This is a genomic window from Halomonas sp. Bachu 37, from assembly GCF_039691755.1.
Lineage (GTDB): Bacteria > Pseudomonadota > Gammaproteobacteria > Pseudomonadales > Halomonadaceae > Vreelandella > Vreelandella kashgarensis.
Map to the genome: position 1 here is coordinate 3,063,125 of NZ_CP137552.1, position 17,935 is coordinate 3,081,059.

17 protein-coding genes and 1 tRNA gene are annotated in these 17,935 nt (G+C 61.7%); 2 read left to right on the forward strand and 16 right to left on the reverse strand.

Translation table 11 applies throughout. The features are described from left to right. Positions 1-62: 62 nt before the first annotated feature. The 6 genes from murJ to rplU all read right to left on the reverse strand — a co-directional run bounded on the left by murJ (position 63) and on the right by rplU (position 5,426). Complete coding sequence (gene murJ / locus R5M92_RS13965) at positions 63-1,658, reverse strand: murein biosynthesis integral membrane protein MurJ (protein WP_417338957.1); 1,596 nt, start codon at positions 1,656-1,658, stop codon at positions 63-65. 58 nt (positions 1,659-1,716) lie between these two features. Further along, positions 1,717-1,983 carry a 30S ribosomal protein S20 gene (rpsT, locus tag R5M92_RS13970; RefSeq protein WP_346796583.1) on the reverse strand — a complete coding sequence of 89 codons (267 nt, stop codon included), beginning with the start codon at positions 1,981-1,983 and terminating at the stop codon, positions 1,717-1,719. 252 nt (positions 1,984-2,235) lie between these two features. Then, positions 2,236-3,372 carry a glutamate 5-kinase gene (gene proB / locus R5M92_RS13975; protein ID WP_346796584.1) on the reverse strand — a complete coding sequence of 379 codons (1,137 nt, stop codon included), beginning with the start codon at positions 3,370-3,372 and terminating at the stop codon, positions 2,236-2,238. A gap of 160 nt (positions 3,373-3,532) precedes the next feature. After that, positions 3,533-4,723: an Obg family GTPase CgtA gene (gene cgtA / locus R5M92_RS13980; protein WP_346796585.1), complete on the reverse strand. Its 1,191-nt coding sequence runs from the start codon at positions 4,721-4,723 to the stop codon at positions 3,533-3,535. Between the two features lie 101 nt (positions 4,724-4,824). Beyond that, positions 4,825-5,082 carry a 50S ribosomal protein L27 gene (rpmA, locus tag R5M92_RS13985; protein ID WP_346796587.1) on the reverse strand — a complete coding sequence of 86 codons (258 nt, stop codon included), beginning with the start codon at positions 5,080-5,082 and terminating at the stop codon, positions 4,825-4,827. Positions 5,083-5,114: 32 nt separating this feature from the next. Next, the gene (rplU, locus tag R5M92_RS13990; RefSeq protein WP_346796588.1) at positions 5,115-5,426 is read right to left on the reverse strand and encodes a 50S ribosomal protein L21; all 312 of its coding nucleotides are present in this window, start codon (positions 5,424-5,426) and stop codon (positions 5,115-5,117) included. Between the two features lie 325 nt (positions 5,427-5,751). Between rplU and ispB the strand changes: the two genes are divergently transcribed. Together ispB and R5M92_RS14000 are read left to right on the forward strand one after the other, a co-directional pair. Continuing rightward, positions 5,752-6,759, forward strand: a complete 1,008-nt coding sequence (ispB, locus tag R5M92_RS13995; RefSeq protein WP_346799386.1) for an octaprenyl diphosphate synthase — start codon at positions 5,752-5,754, stop codon at positions 6,757-6,759. An 89-nt stretch (positions 6,760-6,848) separates the two neighbouring features. After that, positions 6,849-6,925, forward strand: a tRNA-Pro gene (locus tag R5M92_RS14000). A gap of 255 nt (positions 6,926-7,180) precedes the next feature. Here R5M92_RS14000 and R5M92_RS14005 read toward each other — a convergent pair. From R5M92_RS14005 to R5M92_RS14050, 10 genes are all read right to left on the reverse strand, one after another. After that, a complete protein-coding gene (locus R5M92_RS14005; RefSeq protein WP_346796589.1) occupies positions 7,181-7,960 on the reverse strand; it encodes a sulfite exporter TauE/SafE family protein in 780 nt (259 codons plus the stop codon). A gap of 42 nt (positions 7,961-8,002) precedes the next feature. Beyond that, on the reverse strand, positions 8,003-9,169 hold the full coding sequence (locus tag R5M92_RS14010; RefSeq protein WP_346796590.1) for a glutathionylspermidine synthase family protein: 1,167 nt from the start codon (positions 9,167-9,169) through the stop codon (positions 8,003-8,005). Between the two features lie 37 nt (positions 9,170-9,206). Continuing rightward, positions 9,207-9,821 carry a DUF1190 domain-containing protein gene (locus R5M92_RS14015; RefSeq protein ID WP_346796591.1) on the reverse strand — a complete coding sequence of 205 codons (615 nt, stop codon included), beginning with the start codon at positions 9,819-9,821 and terminating at the stop codon, positions 9,207-9,209. Positions 9,822-9,878: 57 nt separating this feature from the next. Then, the gene (locus R5M92_RS14020) at positions 9,879-10,292 is read right to left on the reverse strand and encodes a DUF350 domain-containing protein (RefSeq protein WP_346796592.1); all 414 of its coding nucleotides are present in this window, start codon (positions 10,290-10,292) and stop codon (positions 9,879-9,881) included. A gap of 69 nt (positions 10,293-10,361) precedes the next feature. Then, a complete protein-coding gene (locus tag R5M92_RS14025; protein WP_346796593.1) occupies positions 10,362-11,093 on the reverse strand; it encodes a DUF2491 family protein in 732 nt (243 codons plus the stop codon). Between the two features lie 41 nt (positions 11,094-11,134). Further along, positions 11,135-11,830, reverse strand: coding sequence for a PspA/IM30 family protein (locus R5M92_RS14030; RefSeq protein ID WP_346796594.1), 696 nt, complete (start codon positions 11,828-11,830; stop codon positions 11,135-11,137). A gap of 40 nt (positions 11,831-11,870) precedes the next feature. Beyond that, positions 11,871-12,326 (reverse strand): DUF2170 family protein, encoded by a 456-nt coding sequence (locus tag R5M92_RS14035; protein ID WP_346796595.1) that lies wholly within the window; start codon positions 12,324-12,326, stop codon positions 11,871-11,873. An 88-nt stretch (positions 12,327-12,414) separates the two neighbouring features. Further along, positions 12,415-14,745 (reverse strand): ATP-dependent DNA helicase, encoded by a 2,331-nt coding sequence (locus R5M92_RS14040; RefSeq protein WP_346796596.1) that lies wholly within the window; start codon positions 14,743-14,745, stop codon positions 12,415-12,417. Continuing rightward, the gene (locus R5M92_RS14045) at positions 14,742-16,436 is read right to left on the reverse strand and encodes a VRR-NUC domain-containing protein (RefSeq protein WP_346796597.1); all 1,695 of its coding nucleotides are present in this window, start codon (positions 16,434-16,436) and stop codon (positions 14,742-14,744) included. Before R5M92_RS14045 ends, R5M92_RS14040 begins: the two co-directional genes overlap by 4 nt. An 84-nt stretch (positions 16,437-16,520) precedes the next feature. Beyond that, complete coding sequence (locus R5M92_RS14050; RefSeq protein ID WP_346796598.1) at positions 16,521-17,882, reverse strand: aspartate aminotransferase family protein; 1,362 nt, start codon at positions 17,880-17,882, stop codon at positions 16,521-16,523. Between the last annotated feature and the right edge of the window lie 53 nt (positions 17,883-17,935).

The following is a 17,935-nucleotide window of genomic DNA, read 5'->3' on the forward strand; positions in this document are numbered from 1 at the left end:
CCGAAAGACCCCCGATTATAACGAAGTCCCCGCTGACTGGCAGCCGCCACGGCGACAAAGGCTCAGCCGGCAATGCGGAAGTGACGCAACCGCAGGCCGAAAGCTGCCAGCCAGGCGAAATAACTGCCCGCACCGACGCCCACCAGCAAGCTGATCCAGCCGATGCGTTGCCACAACTCCCAGCCGAGCCACTCGTTCCAGCCCGGCGATAGCCACCACAGCGCCAGTCCCATGATGGTACACCCCCCCAGCAGCTGCACGGCGTAGCGACGCCATCCCGGCTGGAACACCAGCACCTCCTGCTTGCGCAGTAGATACGCCAGCAAGCCGGCATTGAGAAAGGCGGAGAGCGCGGTCGCCAAGGCCAGGCCCGCATGCGCCAAGGGCCAGATAAGCAGCAGATTGAAGACCATATTGGCGACCATGGCGATAATCCCCACCTTCACCGGCGTCTTGGTATCCTGGCGGGCGAAGAACCCCGGCGCCAGCACCTTGATCAACATGAACGCCACAAGCCCGAAGGAGTAGGCGCGCAAGCTCATCGCGGCCATGTTGATATCGTGCTCGGTCATGGCGCCATAGTGGAACAGCGTGATCAACAGCGGCTCGGCGAGAATGGCCAGGGCCAGCGCCGCCGGCAGGCCGAGCAGCAGGACCATGCGAATCGCCCAATCGAGCATGGCGGCAAAATGCTCGCGGGACTGCGAGGCGTGACGCTTTGACAGCGCCGGCAGGATCACGGTCCCTATCGCCACCCCGAATACGCCCAGGGGAAGCTCCACCAGGCGGTCCGAGTAGTACAGCCAGGAAACACTGCCCGCCGTCAGCAGGGACGCCAGAATGGTATCGAGCAGTAGATTGATCTGCGATACCGAGACGCCGAACAGCGCCGGCGCCATCAGCTTGAGAATACGCCTGACCCCATCGTGGGCGAAGTTGGGCCAGGGCGTGGGCATCAAGCCCAGGCGCATCAGAAACGGCACCTGGAACGCCAGTTGCGCCGCACCGGCGATCAACACACCCCATGCCAGTGCCATGGCCGGCTCTTCCATCAATGGCATCAACAGCAACGCCGCGCCGATCAGGGAGAGATTCAGCAGCACCGGAGTGAAGGCCGGCACGGCAAAACGGTTCCAGGTATTGAGTACACTGCCGGAAAACGCGGTCAGCGAAATCAGCAGCAGGTAGGGAAACGTCAGCCGCAGCATGTCGGCGGTCAGCGCCAGCTTTTCCGGGTCACGGCCGAATCCCGGGGCGAACACCCAGACAAGCCATGGCGCCCCCAGCATGGCCACGGCGGTAATCAGCGCCAGTACCGCCGTCAAGCTGCCTGCCACGGCATTCAGCAGCTCTTGAATCTCCTTCTTGCTGCGCTGGGTCGAATACTCCGACAGCACCGGCACGAACGCCTGATTGAAGGCACCTTCGGCAAACAGACGACGCAGGAAATTGGGAATCTTGAAGGCGACGAAAAAGGCGTCCGCCCCGCTCCCCGCCCCCAGAAAAGCGGCCACGATCACATCCCGGGCCAGCCCCATCACCCGGGAAAGCATGGTCATTGCACTGACTACAAGCCCCGAGCTCATCAAGCCGCGCCGTGGTGGCGGCGAGGAGGGCTCGGGCTTGGAAGTTTTCGACATCGTCGGTGTGGCTGTCATGGCATCATCCAGACACAAAAAAACCGGCCGCAGCCGGTTTTTTGTGGCGCCTGCCGGCTTACGCCGCCAGTGCCTTGATGCGCTTATTCAAGCGGCTTTTCAGGCGCGCGGCTTTCTTCTTAGAAAGCACGTCCTTGTCAGCGATGCGGTCGATCACCGGCTGAGCGGTCTTGAACTCCGCCATTGCCGCGGCGTGGTCGCCGGTGTTGATCGCCTTGATCACGCGCTTGATATAAGTGCGGACCATGCTGCGCTGGCTGGATTTCAGGACGCGACGTTGTTCGGCCTGGCGGGCGCGCTTGCGAGCTTGCTTGCTGTTCGCCACTGGGTATCTCCTTGGAGAATAAAGGTTGCCGCTTACGACAACGGATTAACTGTCTACAGCCGCCATTGGCGACGTTTCCATAAATAACCGAGAAATCTGATCGACACCTTGCTACTCAGGTAGCCGGTCAATCAAATGGTGCAACAGGCGCATCTTTTTGGCCGCCTGTCCACGGGTATTGTCTGAGAGGATGGCGTAGTCTATCACGCGCTTTCTCCCCTTGCCAGCATTGGATGGTGCATGCAAGGGCGACTACAACACCACCAGATTGTCGCGATGAATCAGCTCGGGCGCCTCGACATAGCCCAGGATGGCGGCGATCTGATGGCTCGGCTGGCCCAGCAGACGCCCGGCTTCCTCGGCGCCGTAGTTGACCAGACCCTTGGCTACTCTGGCCCCCTGCTCATCCACGCAAAGCACCATGTCGCCACGGCGGAACTCGCCGCTGACCGCCTTGACGCCGACGGGAAGCAGGCTCGAGCCCTGGCTGCGCAATACCTTGACCGCCCCGGCATCCAGGGTCAACGTACCGCGACTCTGCAGCTGCCCCGCCAGCCACCGCTTGCGGGCCGCCATCGGCGCCTGCTCGGGACGCAGCAGCGTACCCAGCGCTTCCCCTGCCATAATGCGGTTGATAGCGTCAGGCTGGCGGCCGCTGGCGATCACCGTGACCGCCCCCGAACGCGCCGCCAGCCTGGCCGCCTGCACCTTGGTACTCATGCCGCCCCGCCCCAGCGCACCGCCGCCACCGGCCACCGCGGCAAGCGCCGGGTCATCGGCGTCGCCTTCGGCGATCAGCTTGGCGTGCGGGTCGTGGCGCGGATCGGCATCGAACAGGCCCTCCTGGTCGGTCAGGATCACCAGCGCATCCGCTTCGAGCAGGTTGGCGACCAGGGCGCCCAGAGTATCGTTGTCGCCGAAGCGAATCTCATCGGTCACCACGGTGTCGTTTTCGTTGATCACCGGCACCACACGCAGGCCCACCAAGGTGCGCAAGGCGGAGAGGGCATTGAGATACCGCTTACGGTTGGAGAGGTCATCGTGGGTCAGCAACACCTGAGCGGTGACCAGGCCGTGGCGAGCAAAATGCTGCTCGTAGCACTGGGTCAAGCCGTTCTGCCCCACCGCGGCGGCGGCCTGGAGTTCATGCACGGCGCCGGGCCTTGTGTGCCAACCCAGGCGCACCATACCCGCGGCCACGGCACCGGACGATACCAGCAGAACTTCAACGCCTTGGCGGTGCAGCTCGGCGATCTGGTCGACCCAGCCGCCGATCGCCGCTTCATCGAGCCCGCGTCCGTCGTTGGTCAAAAGCGCGCTGCCGATCTTGATAACGACACGGCGCGCACCGCTCAGCGCATCGCGGCCCAGAATCTGGTCTTTGCTCACCTCTCGACTCCCCTTCAAAGCTGCAATCTCCTAACTTGAGACACTGCGCGAGCGATGGCCAGACTAGGCAAACCCTTGACGAAAGAGCGGAGTTTGCTGTTGCAAATGAGCATCTTGAGCCAAGGTTTAACGACGTATGGCCGAGCGCAGCCAGTGTCACCTAGGGAGCGTATTCGATCTCGACATCATAATCGTCGTCATCGAAATCATCATCGTCGTCTTCATCGACCTTCTTGCGCCGGCGACCCAGACGCGCTTCGGTACGTGCTACAGCTTCTTCTTCCATGCGCGCCCGCATTTCCTGCTCGCGTGCCCGTGCTTCTTCGTCCTCATGCTCCAGGCGCTGCTGCTCGGTCAGCCAGCGATGCACGGCTTGCACCAGGGCCTGGGTACCTTCATTGCTGATCGCCGAGATATGGAACACCGGCCCCTGCCAGTCCAGGCGCTGGACGATTTCATCGATGACCGCCTGGCGCTCCGTCGCTTCGATCAGGTCGAGCTTGTTGAGCACCAGCCAGCGAGGCAGCTCGGCAAGGGTCGGCGAGAACTGCCCTAGCTCGTGGATAATCGCCTCGGCGGCCTCGACCGGGTCTGTCTCGTCGAACGGCGCCACGTCCACCACATGCAGCAGCAGGCGGGTACGGGTCAGGTGCTTGAGAAAGCGTAACCCCAACCCGGCTCCATCGGAGGCGCCTTCGATCAACCCCGGCACATCGGCCATCACGAAATGCTCGTGCAGGCCGAGCTTGACCACCCCCAGGTTGGGCACCAGCGTGGTGAAGGGGTAGTTGGCGACCTTGGGCTTGGCGGCGGAAACCGAACGGATCAGGGTCGACTTGCCGGCGTTGGGCATGCCCAGCAGGCCGACATCCGCCATGACCTTCATTTCCAGGCGCAGGTTGCGCCGGTCGCCTTCGGTGCCCGGCGTGGTCCGGCGTGGCGCGCGGTTGGTCGAGGACTTGAAGTGAATGTTACCCAGTCCCCGGCGGCCACCATCGGCGACCAGCACTACCTGGCCGATCTCGGTGACGTCGGCGATCACTTCCAGGGTATCCTCGTCGATCACCGTGGTGCCGACGGGCACCTTGACGTGCAGGTCTTCTCCCGCCTTGCCGCTCATCTGGCGTCCCATGCCGCCCTGGCCGTTCTCGGCCTTGTAAAAGCGTTGGTACTTGAAGTCGATCAAGGTATTGAGCGCGTCATCCCCGATCAGATAAACGCTGCCGCCGTGACCGCCATCGCCCCCGTCGGGACCGCCCTTGGGTACATATTTCTCACGGCGAAAGCTCAGACAGCCATTGCCGCCTTTTCCCGCCTCGACAATAATCGAGGCTTCATCGACGAACTGCATGGTTTTTTCTCCTGGCCGCTTCCGCCGCCCCGGTACAAAAGGACAAAACAGACAAAAAGGCCCCGCCAGAGCGGGGCCTTTCTTGTCACAGGTTCGAGCGTTTAAGCAGAAACGACGCTAACGAACTTGCGGTTTTTCGGACCCTTGGTCTCGAACTTGATCACGCCGTCGTTCAGCGCGAACAAGGTGTGGTCGCGGCCCAGGCCAACGCCGGTGCCGGCGTGGAAACGCGTGCCACGCTGACGCACGATGATGTTGCCCGCAGTCGCCGCCTGGCCACCGTAGAGTTTCACACCAAGGCGTTTGGATTCGGAATCGCGACCGTTACGCGTGGAGCCGGCTGCCTTCTTATGTGCCATTGCAAAATCCTCCTCTAAGGGAATCTAGCCGCTTACGCGGAAATTCCGGTAATTTTGACTTCTGTGAACCACTGACGGTGGCCCTGGCGCTTCATGCTGTGCTTGCGGCGACGGAACTTGATGATCGTCACTTTATCGCCACGGCCGTGGGAAACGACTTCAGCGGCAACCTTGGCACCGCTTACCAGCGGCGCGCCAACGTTTACGTCATCGCCGTCTGCAACCAGCAGCACTTCATCAAACTCGATCGTTTCGCCGGTAGCGACTTCGATCTTTTCGAGCTTGAGGGTCTGACCTTCCTGAACGCGATACTGCTTACCGCCGCTCTTGATAACTGCGTACATGTCTCTCTCCGGGACTGTGTGATTACCGGGCTTTCCGGCGCTCATCGGCATTCGCTCTTGATCGGCCTGCGGCGAGTGGCGCCCCTTTCGGCAACCATCTGACAGGGAGCATGATGAGTGGGTCGCGGATTATAGCGATATCGCGACGTGGCTACAACCCTATCGTCTTTTAAGTATCGTCTCGCGGGGCTTGTCATAAGCGCGTCTCCTGCTGCCGCGGTCAATACCGGGCCACCATACCTTGACGCTTCACGGGGAGGCTCATAGCATGGCTCCACCCAAGGTCGGCGCTTGCCGCCCCCACTTGACCGTGACGATGGAATTCATGCCTGCCAACGCCTCGCCTTCCTCACCGCCAGTCAGCCCTTCGCCCTCGCCGCTGCACGCCGCGGTGGCGGAAGACTTTGCCAGCGTCAATCGCACCATCATCACGCAACTGGCGTCCAAGGTGCCGCTGGTGAACACCATCGGCGAGTACATCATCGAAAGTGGTGGCAAACGGCTGCGTCCCCTTCTGGTGCTGCTTGCCGCGCGCGCCCTGGGTTACACCGGGGAAAAGCACATCACCCTGGCCACGTTGATCGAATTCATGCACACCTCGACCCTCCTGCATGATGACGTGGTCGACGAGTCGCACATGCGCCGCGGCAAGAAGACCGCCAACGACGCCTGGGGCAACGCGCCTTCGGTACTGGTCGGCGACTTTCTCTATTCGCGATCGTTCCAGATGATGGTGGATGTCGGCTCGATGCGCATCATGGCGATTCTCTCCGGCGCCACCTGCATTATCGCCGAGGGTGAAGTCCAGCAGCTGACCAACGTCGGCAACCCGGATATCAGCGAAGCCGACTACTTCGCCACCATCCAGGGCAAGACCGCCATGCTGTTCGAGGCCGCGTCCCACAGCGGCGCCGTGCTGGCCGAAGCCACACCAGAACAGGAAGTCGCCCTGCAGCATTACGGCCGCTACCTGGGGCTGGCTTTCCAGTTGATCGACGATCTGCTCGATTACCAGGGCGACGCCACGGCCATGGGCAAGAACGTGGGCGATGACCTGGCCGAAGGCAAGCCGACGCTGCCGTTGATCCACGCCATGGCCGAGGGCACACCAGAGCAGGCCAAGCTGATTCGCCAGGCAATACGCCAGGGCGGCCTGGAGCAGCTCGACGCGGTAATGGAAATCGTCAACGAAACCGGGGCCTTGGAATACACTCGCAGGCGCGCCGAAGAGATGGCGCAAAAGGCCCTGGAGCAGCTCGCCGTTCTCCCCGCCAGCCCCTATCGCGACAGCATGGCGGAGCTCGCCCACCTTGCGGTGAAGCGCACCACCTGAGCGCAAAATCCTCCGCTTGAGGCTTGAAAAACTGGCGGTGCATGCGTATGATCCGTTTCCACCAAGTGGCGACCACTTGGGCGAGACCTCGGAATATAGCTCAGCTTGGTAGAGCGCTGCCTTCGGGAGGCAGAGGTCGTAGGTTCGAATCCTGCTATTCCGACCAAGGACACTATTGAAAACGGCCACTTAGCTATCACAGCAAGTGGCCGTTTTTTTGTTGGTTTTCATGTGTCGGCAATATGTCAGCACCCGATGATGTCTTATTCTTTTTTCTTTTGTCTCACTGGTGAGACTGGTGAAAAGGTTCTCCACAATAGGGATACCCTTTTGGCTGGCGCTGGAGGGCTTTCCTTACGGCAGGCTTAGCCTTGGATGACGGTCCGCTTAGCGCTGGCGCGACCGATGCGCCCACACCGCGTCACGCCGGTGGGTGGATCAACCCAACGACGCTGACCAGAATCAGCACCGCGCCCAATACCCGGAAGAACAGTCCCGTGTCCGCTTTCAGCATATAGCGGTGGGCTCGTTCGCCCAGCAGATGACCGAGGAACGCGCACGGCAGAAGCCACAGGTGATGGATCAACTGCAGGTCCACGCCGGCGATCAGGAACGAGACCATCTTGATCACCACCAGGATGAACCACAGCACGAACATGGTATCGCGCAGTTGCTCCTTGGCCACATGAGCGGCGAATACGGCCACGATCAATGGCGCGCCGATCAGCGAAGTGCCGCTGACGTACCCACCCAGCGCAAGCAGCACGTAGTCGACGTACTTGTTTTTGCTCTTGAAAGGCCTGTTGAGCACGTAACCGATGGCATAGATGATGACGATACCGAAGATGATGCTGGTCATGACGTTAGCCGGCAGCGTCAACAACCCCACCACGCCGATCAGCTTCGGAATGATCATTATCTTCAAGGCCTTGAACAGATAGCCCCAATCGATATTGCTCTCGTCCGAGCTGGCGGCGCCCTCTTTCTGCAATTGGCGATGCCCGCTCCAGGCGATCCAGCTGGAGAAAATCAGCAGATGCACCGCGATGATGGGCAGAAACACCAGCGGCTCGTTCACCACCAGCAGCAAGAACGGCAGCGCCAGCACGGCGCCGCCAAAGCCAAGGCTGGTCCTGACGAAACCGCTCCAGGCAAAAATCAAACCGATAAGAAGATATTGGTACCAGTAGAGATCAGCCATGGTCTCGCTTATCAATAGTCATTAGAAAGAGCGGTGTCGTCGTCATACGATCGCGTGGGGAACGAAGCAGGAGGTGTCCTTGGTGATACGGCCCACATCCTCGCGCACACCCATGCCGCAGGCACGATCACCGACCACCCAGCTGCCGATCAGGGCATGGCGATCGCCGAAACGGGGCATGGGCTGGTAAGCCTGGCGAATCCACGGGCTGTCGGTATAGGGGCCGCCCACGGCTTCGCGCTCACCGGCATCGGTGATCAGTTCGATGTTGCTGCCCTCGCGGGAGAAGAACGGCTTGCGCACCCAGCCCGGCGCCATGGGCTCGCTGTTTGACGTCTCGAAGAAAGCCGGCAGCAGGCTCGGATGCCCTTCGAAATGCTCCCAGAGCAGCGGCAGGATTCCCTTGTTGGAGAGAACCGCCTTCCACGGCGGCTCGAACCAATGGGTCTGCATCAATGGGATCCGCTCGCCAAAGGCGTCGTCCGCCATCTCCTCCCACGGATAGAGCTTGAACAGCGCCCGAATCGGCTGGTTATCCAGGTCGACGAAGTAGTCGCCCCCAGGCTGGTAACCGATATCCTCCATGAAGATGAAGGGTGCCTTCAAGCCCGCCTGCACCGCCATATCCTGCAGGTAATGCACCGTGGCGCGCTCTTCGGTGTTGTCCTTAACGCAGGAGAAATGCAGTGTGGCGTCCTCGAGCCCCCGGCCGACATGAGCCATGGCGTTGATCATGCGCTCCTGGATCGAGTTGTACTGGTCGGCGTGGCGGGGGAGCAATCCCTGCTGGATGGCTTGCTCGAGCCATACCCACTGGAAGAAACCCGCCTCGTAAAGCGACGTGGGGGTGTCGTAGTTGAGCTCCAGCAACTTGGCTGGCCCGTCACCGGAATAGGCGAAGTCCATGCGTCCGTAAAGGTGTGGCTGGCCGGCCTTCCACGAATCGTGAATGCTGTCCCACATGAACTCCGGCAGGGCCAGACGCTGCATCAGGGCATTGGAGTTACATACCCGGTCCACCAGTTCCATGCACATCTCGTGCAGCGCTTCCGTGGGGGCTTCGATATCACGCTCCACCTGCTCCAGGGTGAACTGGTAGTAAGCGTCTTCCTTCCAGTAGGGTTCGCCATCGATGGTATGAAAATGAAAACCCAGCTCATGAGCCAGGTCTTTCCAGTTATGGCGTTCGGCAATATCAATTCGGAGCATGGACGATCCTGAGCATGGCGACTCCCGGCGGCGATAATTACGACCCCCAGCCACCCCTGGCTGACGAACGCGAACCGAAGCCGCTACGCTGGGTGGCTTGACGAACGATCGAGCTGCGCATGGCTTCGTTGCGCTGGGTAACCCGCTGCGTGGCCTGGTTCGAGGCGGTGTTCCAGTTACCCTGGTTCTGGCGATTGCGATACACCGGCTCCTGGTAGACACGTTCGAACGCCCGCCCGCGATTGGTGTTGGACATCATGCTGCCCACCATGTAACCCATCATCGCCGGCATGAACCAGCTGCCGGTACTACTGCCGGTGGCTACCTGGGACTGCTCTGCGGTCGGCGCGACGCAAGCACCTTCGCCATGTTCCGCCTCGCACTCCTCGAGGGAGCTGAAGCGCGGCACGGACTCCAGTGACGCTTCGTAGGCCGTCTCGCAGGCGCTGCGCGTGTATATCTCGGCGGCCACGCAATCCTCGACGCTCTGATAGCTTTCGGGATTATCGAAGCTCACGTCGGTGACATGCTCCTCGGATTGCGGCGGCGAACAGGCCGACAAGCCGAAAGCCCCCACGCCCATCATGGCCAGGGAGAGACGTGCGCTGCGCTTGCGGCGCGGCAGGTGAGCGGAGGGTTCTGTGGATGGCATGCGCATTCTCCTTACCCTGTTTTTAACTACCATGTCTTTTAACTACCCTGTCTTTAACTACCAGGTCATCGAGGCGGCGTTCAGCAGGCCCACCGAAACGGCCACGGCGGCCACCAGGATGCCGTAAGCCTGATGCCCCTCGGTGATGTGTTGGGAAAGACTTTCACCCTGGCGCCGCAGGAACAGCTTGATGCCAAAGAAAGTGGCCAGCTGCACGCCGAAGGCGATGATGCCCCAGAGCAGGAAATCCAAATAGCTTACCGAGTTTGCCATGGCACTATACAGCGGAATCGTGAACCCAAGGATCGAGCCACCATAGGCCGAGGCCGCCGCAGCGTTGCCCTCGCGAATCAGCTGCCATTCATGATGCGGGGTGATGCGGCTGTAGCAGTACATGAATGCCACCAGCAGCACGATGGCACCCAGCAGATAGGCAAAGAAGAATGGCAGGCCCTGCAGATAATGCATCATGGGACAGTTTCCCTTGGTTGTCGTTGGAACGTGTCGGTGAAGATGAAAAAGCGAATTCCAGATAAGCGACTAGAGCGCATCGATGTCCACCGAAGCCACATCGACGCCGATGTTGTGTACCACCATGAAACTTCCTTCGCCATCGTCCTCGGCGCTCAACAGCAGATACTCCAGCCTATCGGACCCGGCAATGGGGCGTTCGTAGAGCATGGCATGATGGCGAACCTGACGGGAGGCGATCGTTTCGGTGGTCATCACCTCCTCCTCGAAGAGCACCGGCGGCGACCACAGACTACCGGTATCGCCCCATACCCGCTTGAACGTACATACCTTCCCGGCCACCTGGGTCGATGAGATATCGACCTGCTGCGCACCCAGTGCATCTGCCCGCTTTTCTGCGCCGTTGACCACGGCATCGAACTCGGCGTCGGAGACATGGTCGACCCGGTAGAAGTCGAACAGCTTGTACTCCACCACCCGCCCATGCTCGATATTGGCCTGCAGCCAGGTATCGTTGTCCAGATAGAAGCGCACCAGGTGTGCGCCCTGCCCCAGGTCGACATGACCCACGGCGGCAATATGATGGTAGGTCTCGTCATCCCAGCAAAACAGGGCATCTTCGTAGGCGCGCAGACCTACCAGCTGAATCTTGACACGCCCGTCGAGACGCAGGCCCTGCATCTCGACGTGGGCCAGGGACGCGGGCAGTCCCGGCGCGATCGACCTGGCGTCAGCGGATTTTTCCTCCTTGCTGCCGCCCGCCGGGTTGGCACGAAACAGCGCCTTGAGCGTATTCAACATTTCATTCTCTCCGGCCGAAGCAAAGACCCGCCTGTGGATGATTATTCCTGCGCTGTGCCTTTTCTGGCTTTCAGGCGCGCCAGCACGTCATCGGCCTTGCGCTCGGAAGCCCCGATGCCGGCCGCTTTCAGACGGGCATCGAGTGTGCTGCCATTTTCTTCAGCCGCCATCTCGTCGGCAGCCTTCATCTGCGCCGCACTCAGTTGCTGGCGCTCCTTGATACGTTCGAGGGATTCCATGGCGCTGCCCATGGAGCTGTTCTGGCCCGAATGCCGTGCCGCCACCGCCGATTGCGCCTTCTGCGCCGATTCGGTGGCCTTGACCACGCTGACCTGCTGCTTGAGCTGGCGCAGCTGGTTCTCGGTTCCCCGAATAGCGCCACGCAGGCTTTCGATGCTGCCCGCGTACTCGTCGACGATGGCACGCTCGGCGTCCAGCTCGTCCTGCAGGGCCACGATGCGTTCGGCAACCTCCACCGCCAGCGCTTCCTCGCCCTTGTCCAGCGCCGCTTCGGCGCTTTTCTCCAGCTCGGCTATCTTGCCTTCCAGGGTCCGGACCTTATCGGTATTCAGCTGCCGCTGGGCCATCAAGCGGGTGAGTTCGGTCTTGGACTTGTTCAACTGATTTTCCGAATCACGGATCTCCTGGTCGAGAATACGCAGAGCCTGCGAGTCCACCACGGTCTGTCCCGCTTCCGTGGCCCCGCCGCGTAGTGCCGTCATGATCTTGCTCAACATAGTGTCGTTCTCACTCGTTGGTTACCCAGCATGGGCGAAATCAGGCGAAATGGGCCTGGATCAGTTCGGCGACTTCCATGGCCGCGCCGGCGGTAGCGTGAAGCTCGGCACAGATCGATTCCAGTTTGGAGTCGCCGAAGAGCTGACCATAAGCGACATAATAGTCCTCGCCATCGATCTCCATGATACCAATCGAGGCCAGGGGCAGCGCCAGACCCTGGCGCAGCAATACCTCGTTCAGCTCGACGCTGTGCTTCACACCTTTGATGGGCGCGACCGGCGTCATCGCCACCCACTCGTTCTCGCTGCGCGAAAGCGTAAGGACCAGATTGCCGTAATCGGCCAACTCCCAGATCAGCGTATCGTTGGCCTGATCCAGGGTTACCGTGGCCTGCGGCCACTCGAGCTTGCTGTCGCCGTCTGCCGCCGTGGGCTCAGTCACAAGATGATAAAGCTCGGCGGCGTTGATACCGGCGGAAGAGGCAGTAGTGGTCAAGGCAGAGGCTCCTTAATGACGAAGGATGAATCACCGTACGCCCCTGCGGGTGAAGGGTCCAGAAGCGTTACGCTGTGATTCGCTCATTCTATGACAACTGACGACGGGATCGTTCGCGCTTTTCTACCGCCCACCAGCCGGGCAGCAGCGCGCGCACGTTGGCTTGGGCGAAGCGATCATCCATCAACACTACCACGCCTTCATCCTTGGGGCCGCGAATCACCCGACCTGCCGCCTGAACCACCTTGATCATACCGGGAATGCGGTAAGTGTAATCGTCGCCTTGGCCGAAGCGCTCGGTGAGTCGTGATTTGAGCGCTTCGTTGAAGTCGTTGAACGGCGGCAAGCCCAGCGTGGCAATAAAGGCGCCGATCAAGCGGTCGCCGGGCAGGTCGATGCCCTCGGCGAAAGCGCCCCCCAGCACCGCAAAGCCGATACCCTGGCCGCCGGGGGTAAAGCGCGCCAGGAATGTCTCGCGTTCGGCCTCGGTCATCCCACGGGTCTGGCTGAAAACCGGTACGCCTGGATGCGCCTGGCGAAAACGCGCCAGCACCGCCTCGAGATAGGCAAAGCTGCTGAAAAACGCCAGATAATGGCCTGGGCTGCGCTGATACTGCTGCACCATAGCGGCCACGATAGGCTCGACGGAGGCGCCACGGTCGCGAAAGCGCGTCGAAATATCGCGACGAATCTGCACCTCCAGCTGGCGCGCGGCGAAGGGTGACGCCACTTCACGCCACACCGTATTCTCCGGCAATCCCAGTAGATTCCGGTAGTAGTGAGCGGGAGTCAACGTCGCCGAAAACAGTACGACCGAGTGGGCGGCCTTGAAACGCGGTACCAGAAAGTCGGCAGGTATCAGATTGCGCAAGCCGAGCACGGCCCGCCCGCGGCCCTGACGGGTGAGATCACACAGCGAGTGGCTGCCAAAGTGCTCCGCCAGCCGGCAGAACGCCAGCGCTTCGAACAGCAGCTCCTGAAGCTCGAGACTGGCATCCTCGGGGTGTTCCCCGAGGTGGTCAGTGATAGTGGCTCCCACCTGCTGAACCGCAGTTACCAGCTTGTCGGGCAGCGCTTCCAGCAGGCGATAGCCTGGCTTGCCGTTTTCGTCGGTCTTTTCAAGTCCCATCTCATCAAGGCCCGCCTCTTTAATCACCGTCTGCCATTGGCGGGCCATGCGGTTCAAGGGCCTCGAGAGCGCCTTGGGTGCGGTGCGGCGCAGGCGGTTGAGGCGTTGTTGATCCAGCTCCGCGCTATACATGCCGCGAGCGCGCTCCACCAGATTGTGCGCTTCATCGACCAGCACCGCAGCTCGCCAGTCGTTGGCCTGGGCCAAGCCGTGCAGTAGCGCGTGGCTGTCGAACCAGTGGTTGACGTCTCCCACGATCACATCCGCCCAGCGCGCCAGCTCCTGACCCAGGTAGTAAGGGCACACTTCATGGGCGGCCGCCACTTCGCGCAGTCCCTCGCGATCCAGCCACGCCTGCTCAACCGCGGCCTGACGGGCGGCGGGCAAGCGGTCGTAGAAGCCAGCGGCCAGGGGGCAAGCCTCGCCATGGCAGGCGCGACCGGGATATTCGCAGGCCTTGTCCCGTGCCACCAGCTCCAGTACCCGCAGCGGCATCTTCCCTTCATTGCCATGTGCGGAACCAAGGGTCGCCAGGGCGTCCAGCGCCAAGCGTCGACCGGGGGTTTTCATGGTCAGAAAAGCGACCCGATCGATCTGCTGGCGCGGCATTGCCGACAGCATCGGGAAAAGGGTTGCCAGAGTCTTGCCGATGCCCGTGGGGGCCTGGGCGAGCAGGCAGCGCCCGGTGCTCGCCGCCTTGTAGACGTCTTCGGCAAGTTCGCGCTGGCCGGGGCGAAACGCGGCGTGGGGAAAGCTCAGTGCTTGCAGGGAATCGTCTCGGCGCTGGCGGTGCTCGGCTTCCTGTTGCGCCCAGGCGAGAAATCGACGGCACTGGGCGATGAAGAAACTCTCAAGCTCGCTGGCACTGGCGTCTTGGTTCAGCAGCGTTTCCTTGCCGCTGGCGATATCCAGGTAGACAAGCGTCAAGGTGACGTGCTCCAGGCCACGCTCGGCGCAGAGCAGCGCCCCGTACACCTTCAGTTGCGCCCAATGGAGCGCGCGCTGATTATCCGCCATGCGCTCCAGGCTACCACGATGAGTCTTGACCTCCTCCAGGCGATTGGCCGTGGGGTCATAGCCATCGGCGCGTCCCGTCACGGTTAGCCCTTCGAAGGAGCCCGACAGCGGCAGCTCGGCAAGGTAATCCTCCCCGCGCCGGCTGGCGACGAGCGTATGCCCTTCGACCCCTTCGCGGGCGCTGGGAGCGGGGGTGAAGCGGTGATCCAGATCTCCCTCTCGGGCGGTGAAATCGCATAACGCCCGTACCGCTACACGATACGCTGCGCTCATTGTTCACACTCGCCGCTGGCCGCCCAGCGCACGTAACACACCGCGACAGGAATATCGTGCCGGTGAAAGAACGTCAGCCAGCGGCGCTGGTTGTCCTGCAGCCGGTCGCCGGGGCCTTTCACTTCGATCATCCGGTAGCGCGGCTCGCCGGGCAGCGCCTCGGGAATGAACTGAATCAGATCCGGCAGCCCGGCCCGGTTGGCCTTGAGATCGCCGAGCAGCCGCTCGAAACAGTGGCGCAGGTGCTCTGGCGGGATACACGAAAGCGCCAATTCCAGGAGTGCCTCGTCGAGTACCGCCCAGTGAACAAAGGGCGAAGCCAGGCCGAACTTCTCCCGCCATGTCGCCCAAATCACCTCGCGATAGCTGTCGTCATCCAAACGCGCCAGGCACGCATCGAAGATATCGCGCCGGCGTGCCACGAAATCGTCGCGGTACAGATCCGCCGGGCCATGGTGAAAGGGATGAAAGAAAGCGCCGGGCAGCGGCGCGAAAATGGCCGGCCAGCAGAGCAGACCGAACAAGCCGGTCAGAAGCGTGTTTTCGACATAGTAAACCGGCGCCCACGGCTCGCCGAGGGCCTCCACCACGGCACGCTCCACGCTTTGCGGGCCGGGTAGTTCCCGCTCCCATCGCTCATGAGCCGGTTCGGGATCGCCCGGTATAGCGGGCAATGCAAGCCGTCGCCGCAAGCGGGGCAGCAGCCGCGCCAGCGCCTGAGCTTCGCTTTCACTGGGGTCGTGCTCCAGCGCCTGACTGGCCAACTCGAACGCCGCTTGGTGCTCGCCCAACCGCTCCAGCAGCCGTAACTGGCGGATTCGCGCTTCGCTGCTGTCTGAATCGCCATATAGCGACAGCGCTAGTGCCGTATCGCCGCCACGCTCCGCATCACGCCCCAGCTGCAGCAGCAACCGCGCCCGGCGAGTGGCCAGCCAGCGATTTTCCGAGGGTGGCGGCATCTCGCCCTGAAGCTCTGCAGGCGACTCCCCGGCATCGAGGCGCTGACGCAAACGATGAAGGGTCAGATAGGTATCCACTTCGTGACGCGACTGAAAGGCGCGGGATTGTGGCGTAAAGGGCACCGTCTCGAAACGTTGCAGGCCGAGTTCGGTCAGCACGAACTCGGCCCAATCCTGGCGCAGGTTGCCGAAGAACATCAAACGCAAGCGATCGCAGGTATCCATCACCGTGAGACGCACCACGCGATCAGCCGCGTCGGGCCACCACTTCTGCAACGGCAGGAAGTCGGTCAGGCGACTCGCCAGCGTCTCCTGAAGCACCGCCTTGCTGCTGGAAGTGGCGAGCGCTGCGGCGTGAATCTCGCTCGCCAGCACCTGGCGCAGCTCGGCGAGGCGCAACTGGTGAAAAAGTTCATCGATAGTGAGCCATGGGTCGCCATCGACCCAGCCCAACTCGATCAATGGCAACAGGGCATTTGCGCTGTCGCCGACTTCGGCATACTTCAGCTTGCCGAGCCGGAACAGCTCTCCCTTGCGCATCACCATACGCGCCAGCAGCGCCTGGGAGGCACGCGGCAAGGCATCGAAGTGGGCGAGAAAATCGCGTTCGACGTCATCAAGCAGGTCGCCGTGACGCTCACCCACCCACGTCAGAACGAAGCGAAAGTTCGTCAGGTAATAGAAGGGGTCGTCGAGAGAGGCGGTAGTCGGGGCATCGAAGATACTGTTCATGCATCCATTATATCAGCGACACCCCGATACCGTCAGCGAAACTGCCTTGCGTAAAAATTGCAAGACGATTCAGTTTTCAGGTCTCTAGTTCGAGGAATTTGCGTAGGCATTTAACACGTCATCCAGTATCGCCAGCCCCTCTTTCACCTCCTCTTCGGTGACGATGCAGGGCGGCACTACATGGATACGGTTTTCGGCGGTGAAGACCAGAAGCCCCCTGGCTTGCAGCTGCTGCTTGATTACGCCCACCTGCGCTGCCGGCAATGGTGCCTTGCTCACCGGGTCGGCAACCAGCTCGAGGGCGTGAAACACCCCCACGCCGCGGACTTCGCCGATCAATGCATGGCGTTCGGCCAGGCGCGCCAGACCCGCGGCCAGCGGTCCATTGCCGACACGGTCGGCATTTTCCACTATCCCCTCGTCCGCCATGGTATCCAGGGTGGCGACGATCGCCGCCATGGCCAGGGGATGGCCGGAGTAGGTGAGCCCGCCAACGAACAAGTGGTCGTCGAAGTGGCGTGAGACGGCGTCCGAAATTACCACCCCACCGGCAGGCACATAGCCCGAATTGACCCCCTTGGCGAAAACGATCAAGTCCGGCACCACATCGAAATGCTCGAAGGCGAACCAGCGCCCGGTACGGCCGAAACCGGCCATGACCTCATCGAGAATCAACATGATGCCGAATTCATCGGCCAACTGGCGCACCCCCTGCAGATAGGCCTTGGGGGGCATCAGTATACCGGCGGTACCGGGAATGGTTTCCAGCAGGATCGCGGCGATGGACCGGGAGCCCTCGCACTCGATGACACGGCGCAGATGCTGCAGGGCGCGCTCGCACTCCTCGGCCTCGCTTTCGGCCCAGAAATCGCTGCGATACAGGTAGGGGTTGAAGAAATGCACATGCCCCCTGGCGTACTCGTTGGGCACTCGCCGCCAGTCCCCTGTCGCGGCGATCGCCGAGCCGGTATTGCCGTGATAGGAGCGATAAGCGGAAAGAATCTTCTCCCGGCCGGTATAGAGCCGCGCCATGCGAATGGCATTTTCGTTGGCATCGGCTCCGCCGTTGGTGAAGAACACCTTGCTGAATCCCTGCGGGGCACGGGCCAGGATACGCTTGGCTGCTTCGCCCCGGGCCAGGTTGGCGTGGGCGGGGGCGATGGTCGCCAGTTGTGCCGCCTGCTGCTGAATGGCCGCTACCACGCGCGGATGCTGATGACCGATATTGGTATTGACCAGCTGGCTGCTGAAGTCCAGATAGGTATTGCCGGCATGATCCCATACCCGGCAGCCTGCAGCGCCCGCCACCACCATCGGGTCTTGGGCGCCCTGCTGGGCCCAGGAGTGGAACACGTATTGCCGGTCCAATTGATGAACGTAGGCATCGGTGACTTGCGGCGCGGCTTGTGGGGAAGCGGATGTATCAGTGGCGTCGTGCAGGCTCATGATGCGACCTCTGGCAATGATGACGGGCGGTGATGTTACAGCAACCGACTCAG

Bases quoted from the DNA above. Each gene is read 5' to 3' on its own strand.
- murJ (WP_417338957.1), bottom strand. From the start codon at position 1,658: ATGACAGCCACACCGACGATGTCGAAAACTTCCAAGCCCGAGCCCTCC.
- cgtA (WP_346796585.1), bottom strand. From the start codon at position 4,723: ATGCAGTTCGTCGATGAAGCCTCGATTATTGTCGAGGCGGGAAAAGGC.
- rpmA (WP_346796587.1), bottom strand. From the start codon at position 5,082: ATGGCACATAAGAAGGCAGCCGGCTCCACGCGTAACGGTCGCGATTCC.
- rplU (WP_346796588.1), bottom strand. From the start codon at position 5,426: ATGTACGCAGTTATCAAGAGCGGCGGTAAGCAGTATCGCGTTCAGGAA.
- ispB (WP_346799386.1), top strand. From the start codon at position 5,752: ATGCCTGCCAACGCCTCGCCTTCCTCACCGCCAGTCAGCCCTTCGCCC.
- R5M92_RS14005 (WP_346796589.1), bottom strand. From the start codon at position 7,960: ATGGCTGATCTCTACTGGTACCAATATCTTCTTATCGGTTTGATTTTT.
- R5M92_RS14010 (WP_346796590.1), bottom strand. From the start codon at position 9,169: ATGCTCCGAATTGATATTGCCGAACGCCATAACTGGAAAGACCTGGCT.
- R5M92_RS14015 (WP_346796591.1), bottom strand. From the start codon at position 9,821: ATGCCATCCACAGAACCCTCCGCTCACCTGCCGCGCCGCAAGCGCAGC.
- R5M92_RS14020 (WP_346796592.1), bottom strand. From the start codon at position 10,292: ATGATGCATTATCTGCAGGGCCTGCCATTCTTCTTTGCCTATCTGCTG.
- R5M92_RS14025 (WP_346796593.1), bottom strand. From the start codon at position 11,093: ATGTTGAATACGCTCAAGGCGCTGTTTCGTGCCAACCCGGCGGGCGGC.
- R5M92_RS14030 (WP_346796594.1), bottom strand. From the start codon at position 11,830: ATGTTGAGCAAGATCATGACGGCACTACGCGGCGGGGCCACGGAAGCG.
- R5M92_RS14040 (WP_346796596.1), bottom strand. From the start codon at position 14,745: ATGAGCGCAGCGTATCGTGTAGCGGTACGGGCGTTATGCGATTTCACC.
- R5M92_RS14045 (WP_346796597.1), bottom strand. From the start codon at position 16,436: ATGAACAGTATCTTCGATGCCCCGACTACCGCCTCTCTCGACGACCCC.
- R5M92_RS14050 (WP_346796598.1), bottom strand. From the start codon at position 17,882: ATGAGCCTGCACGACGCCACTGATACATCCGCTTCCCCACAAGCCGCG.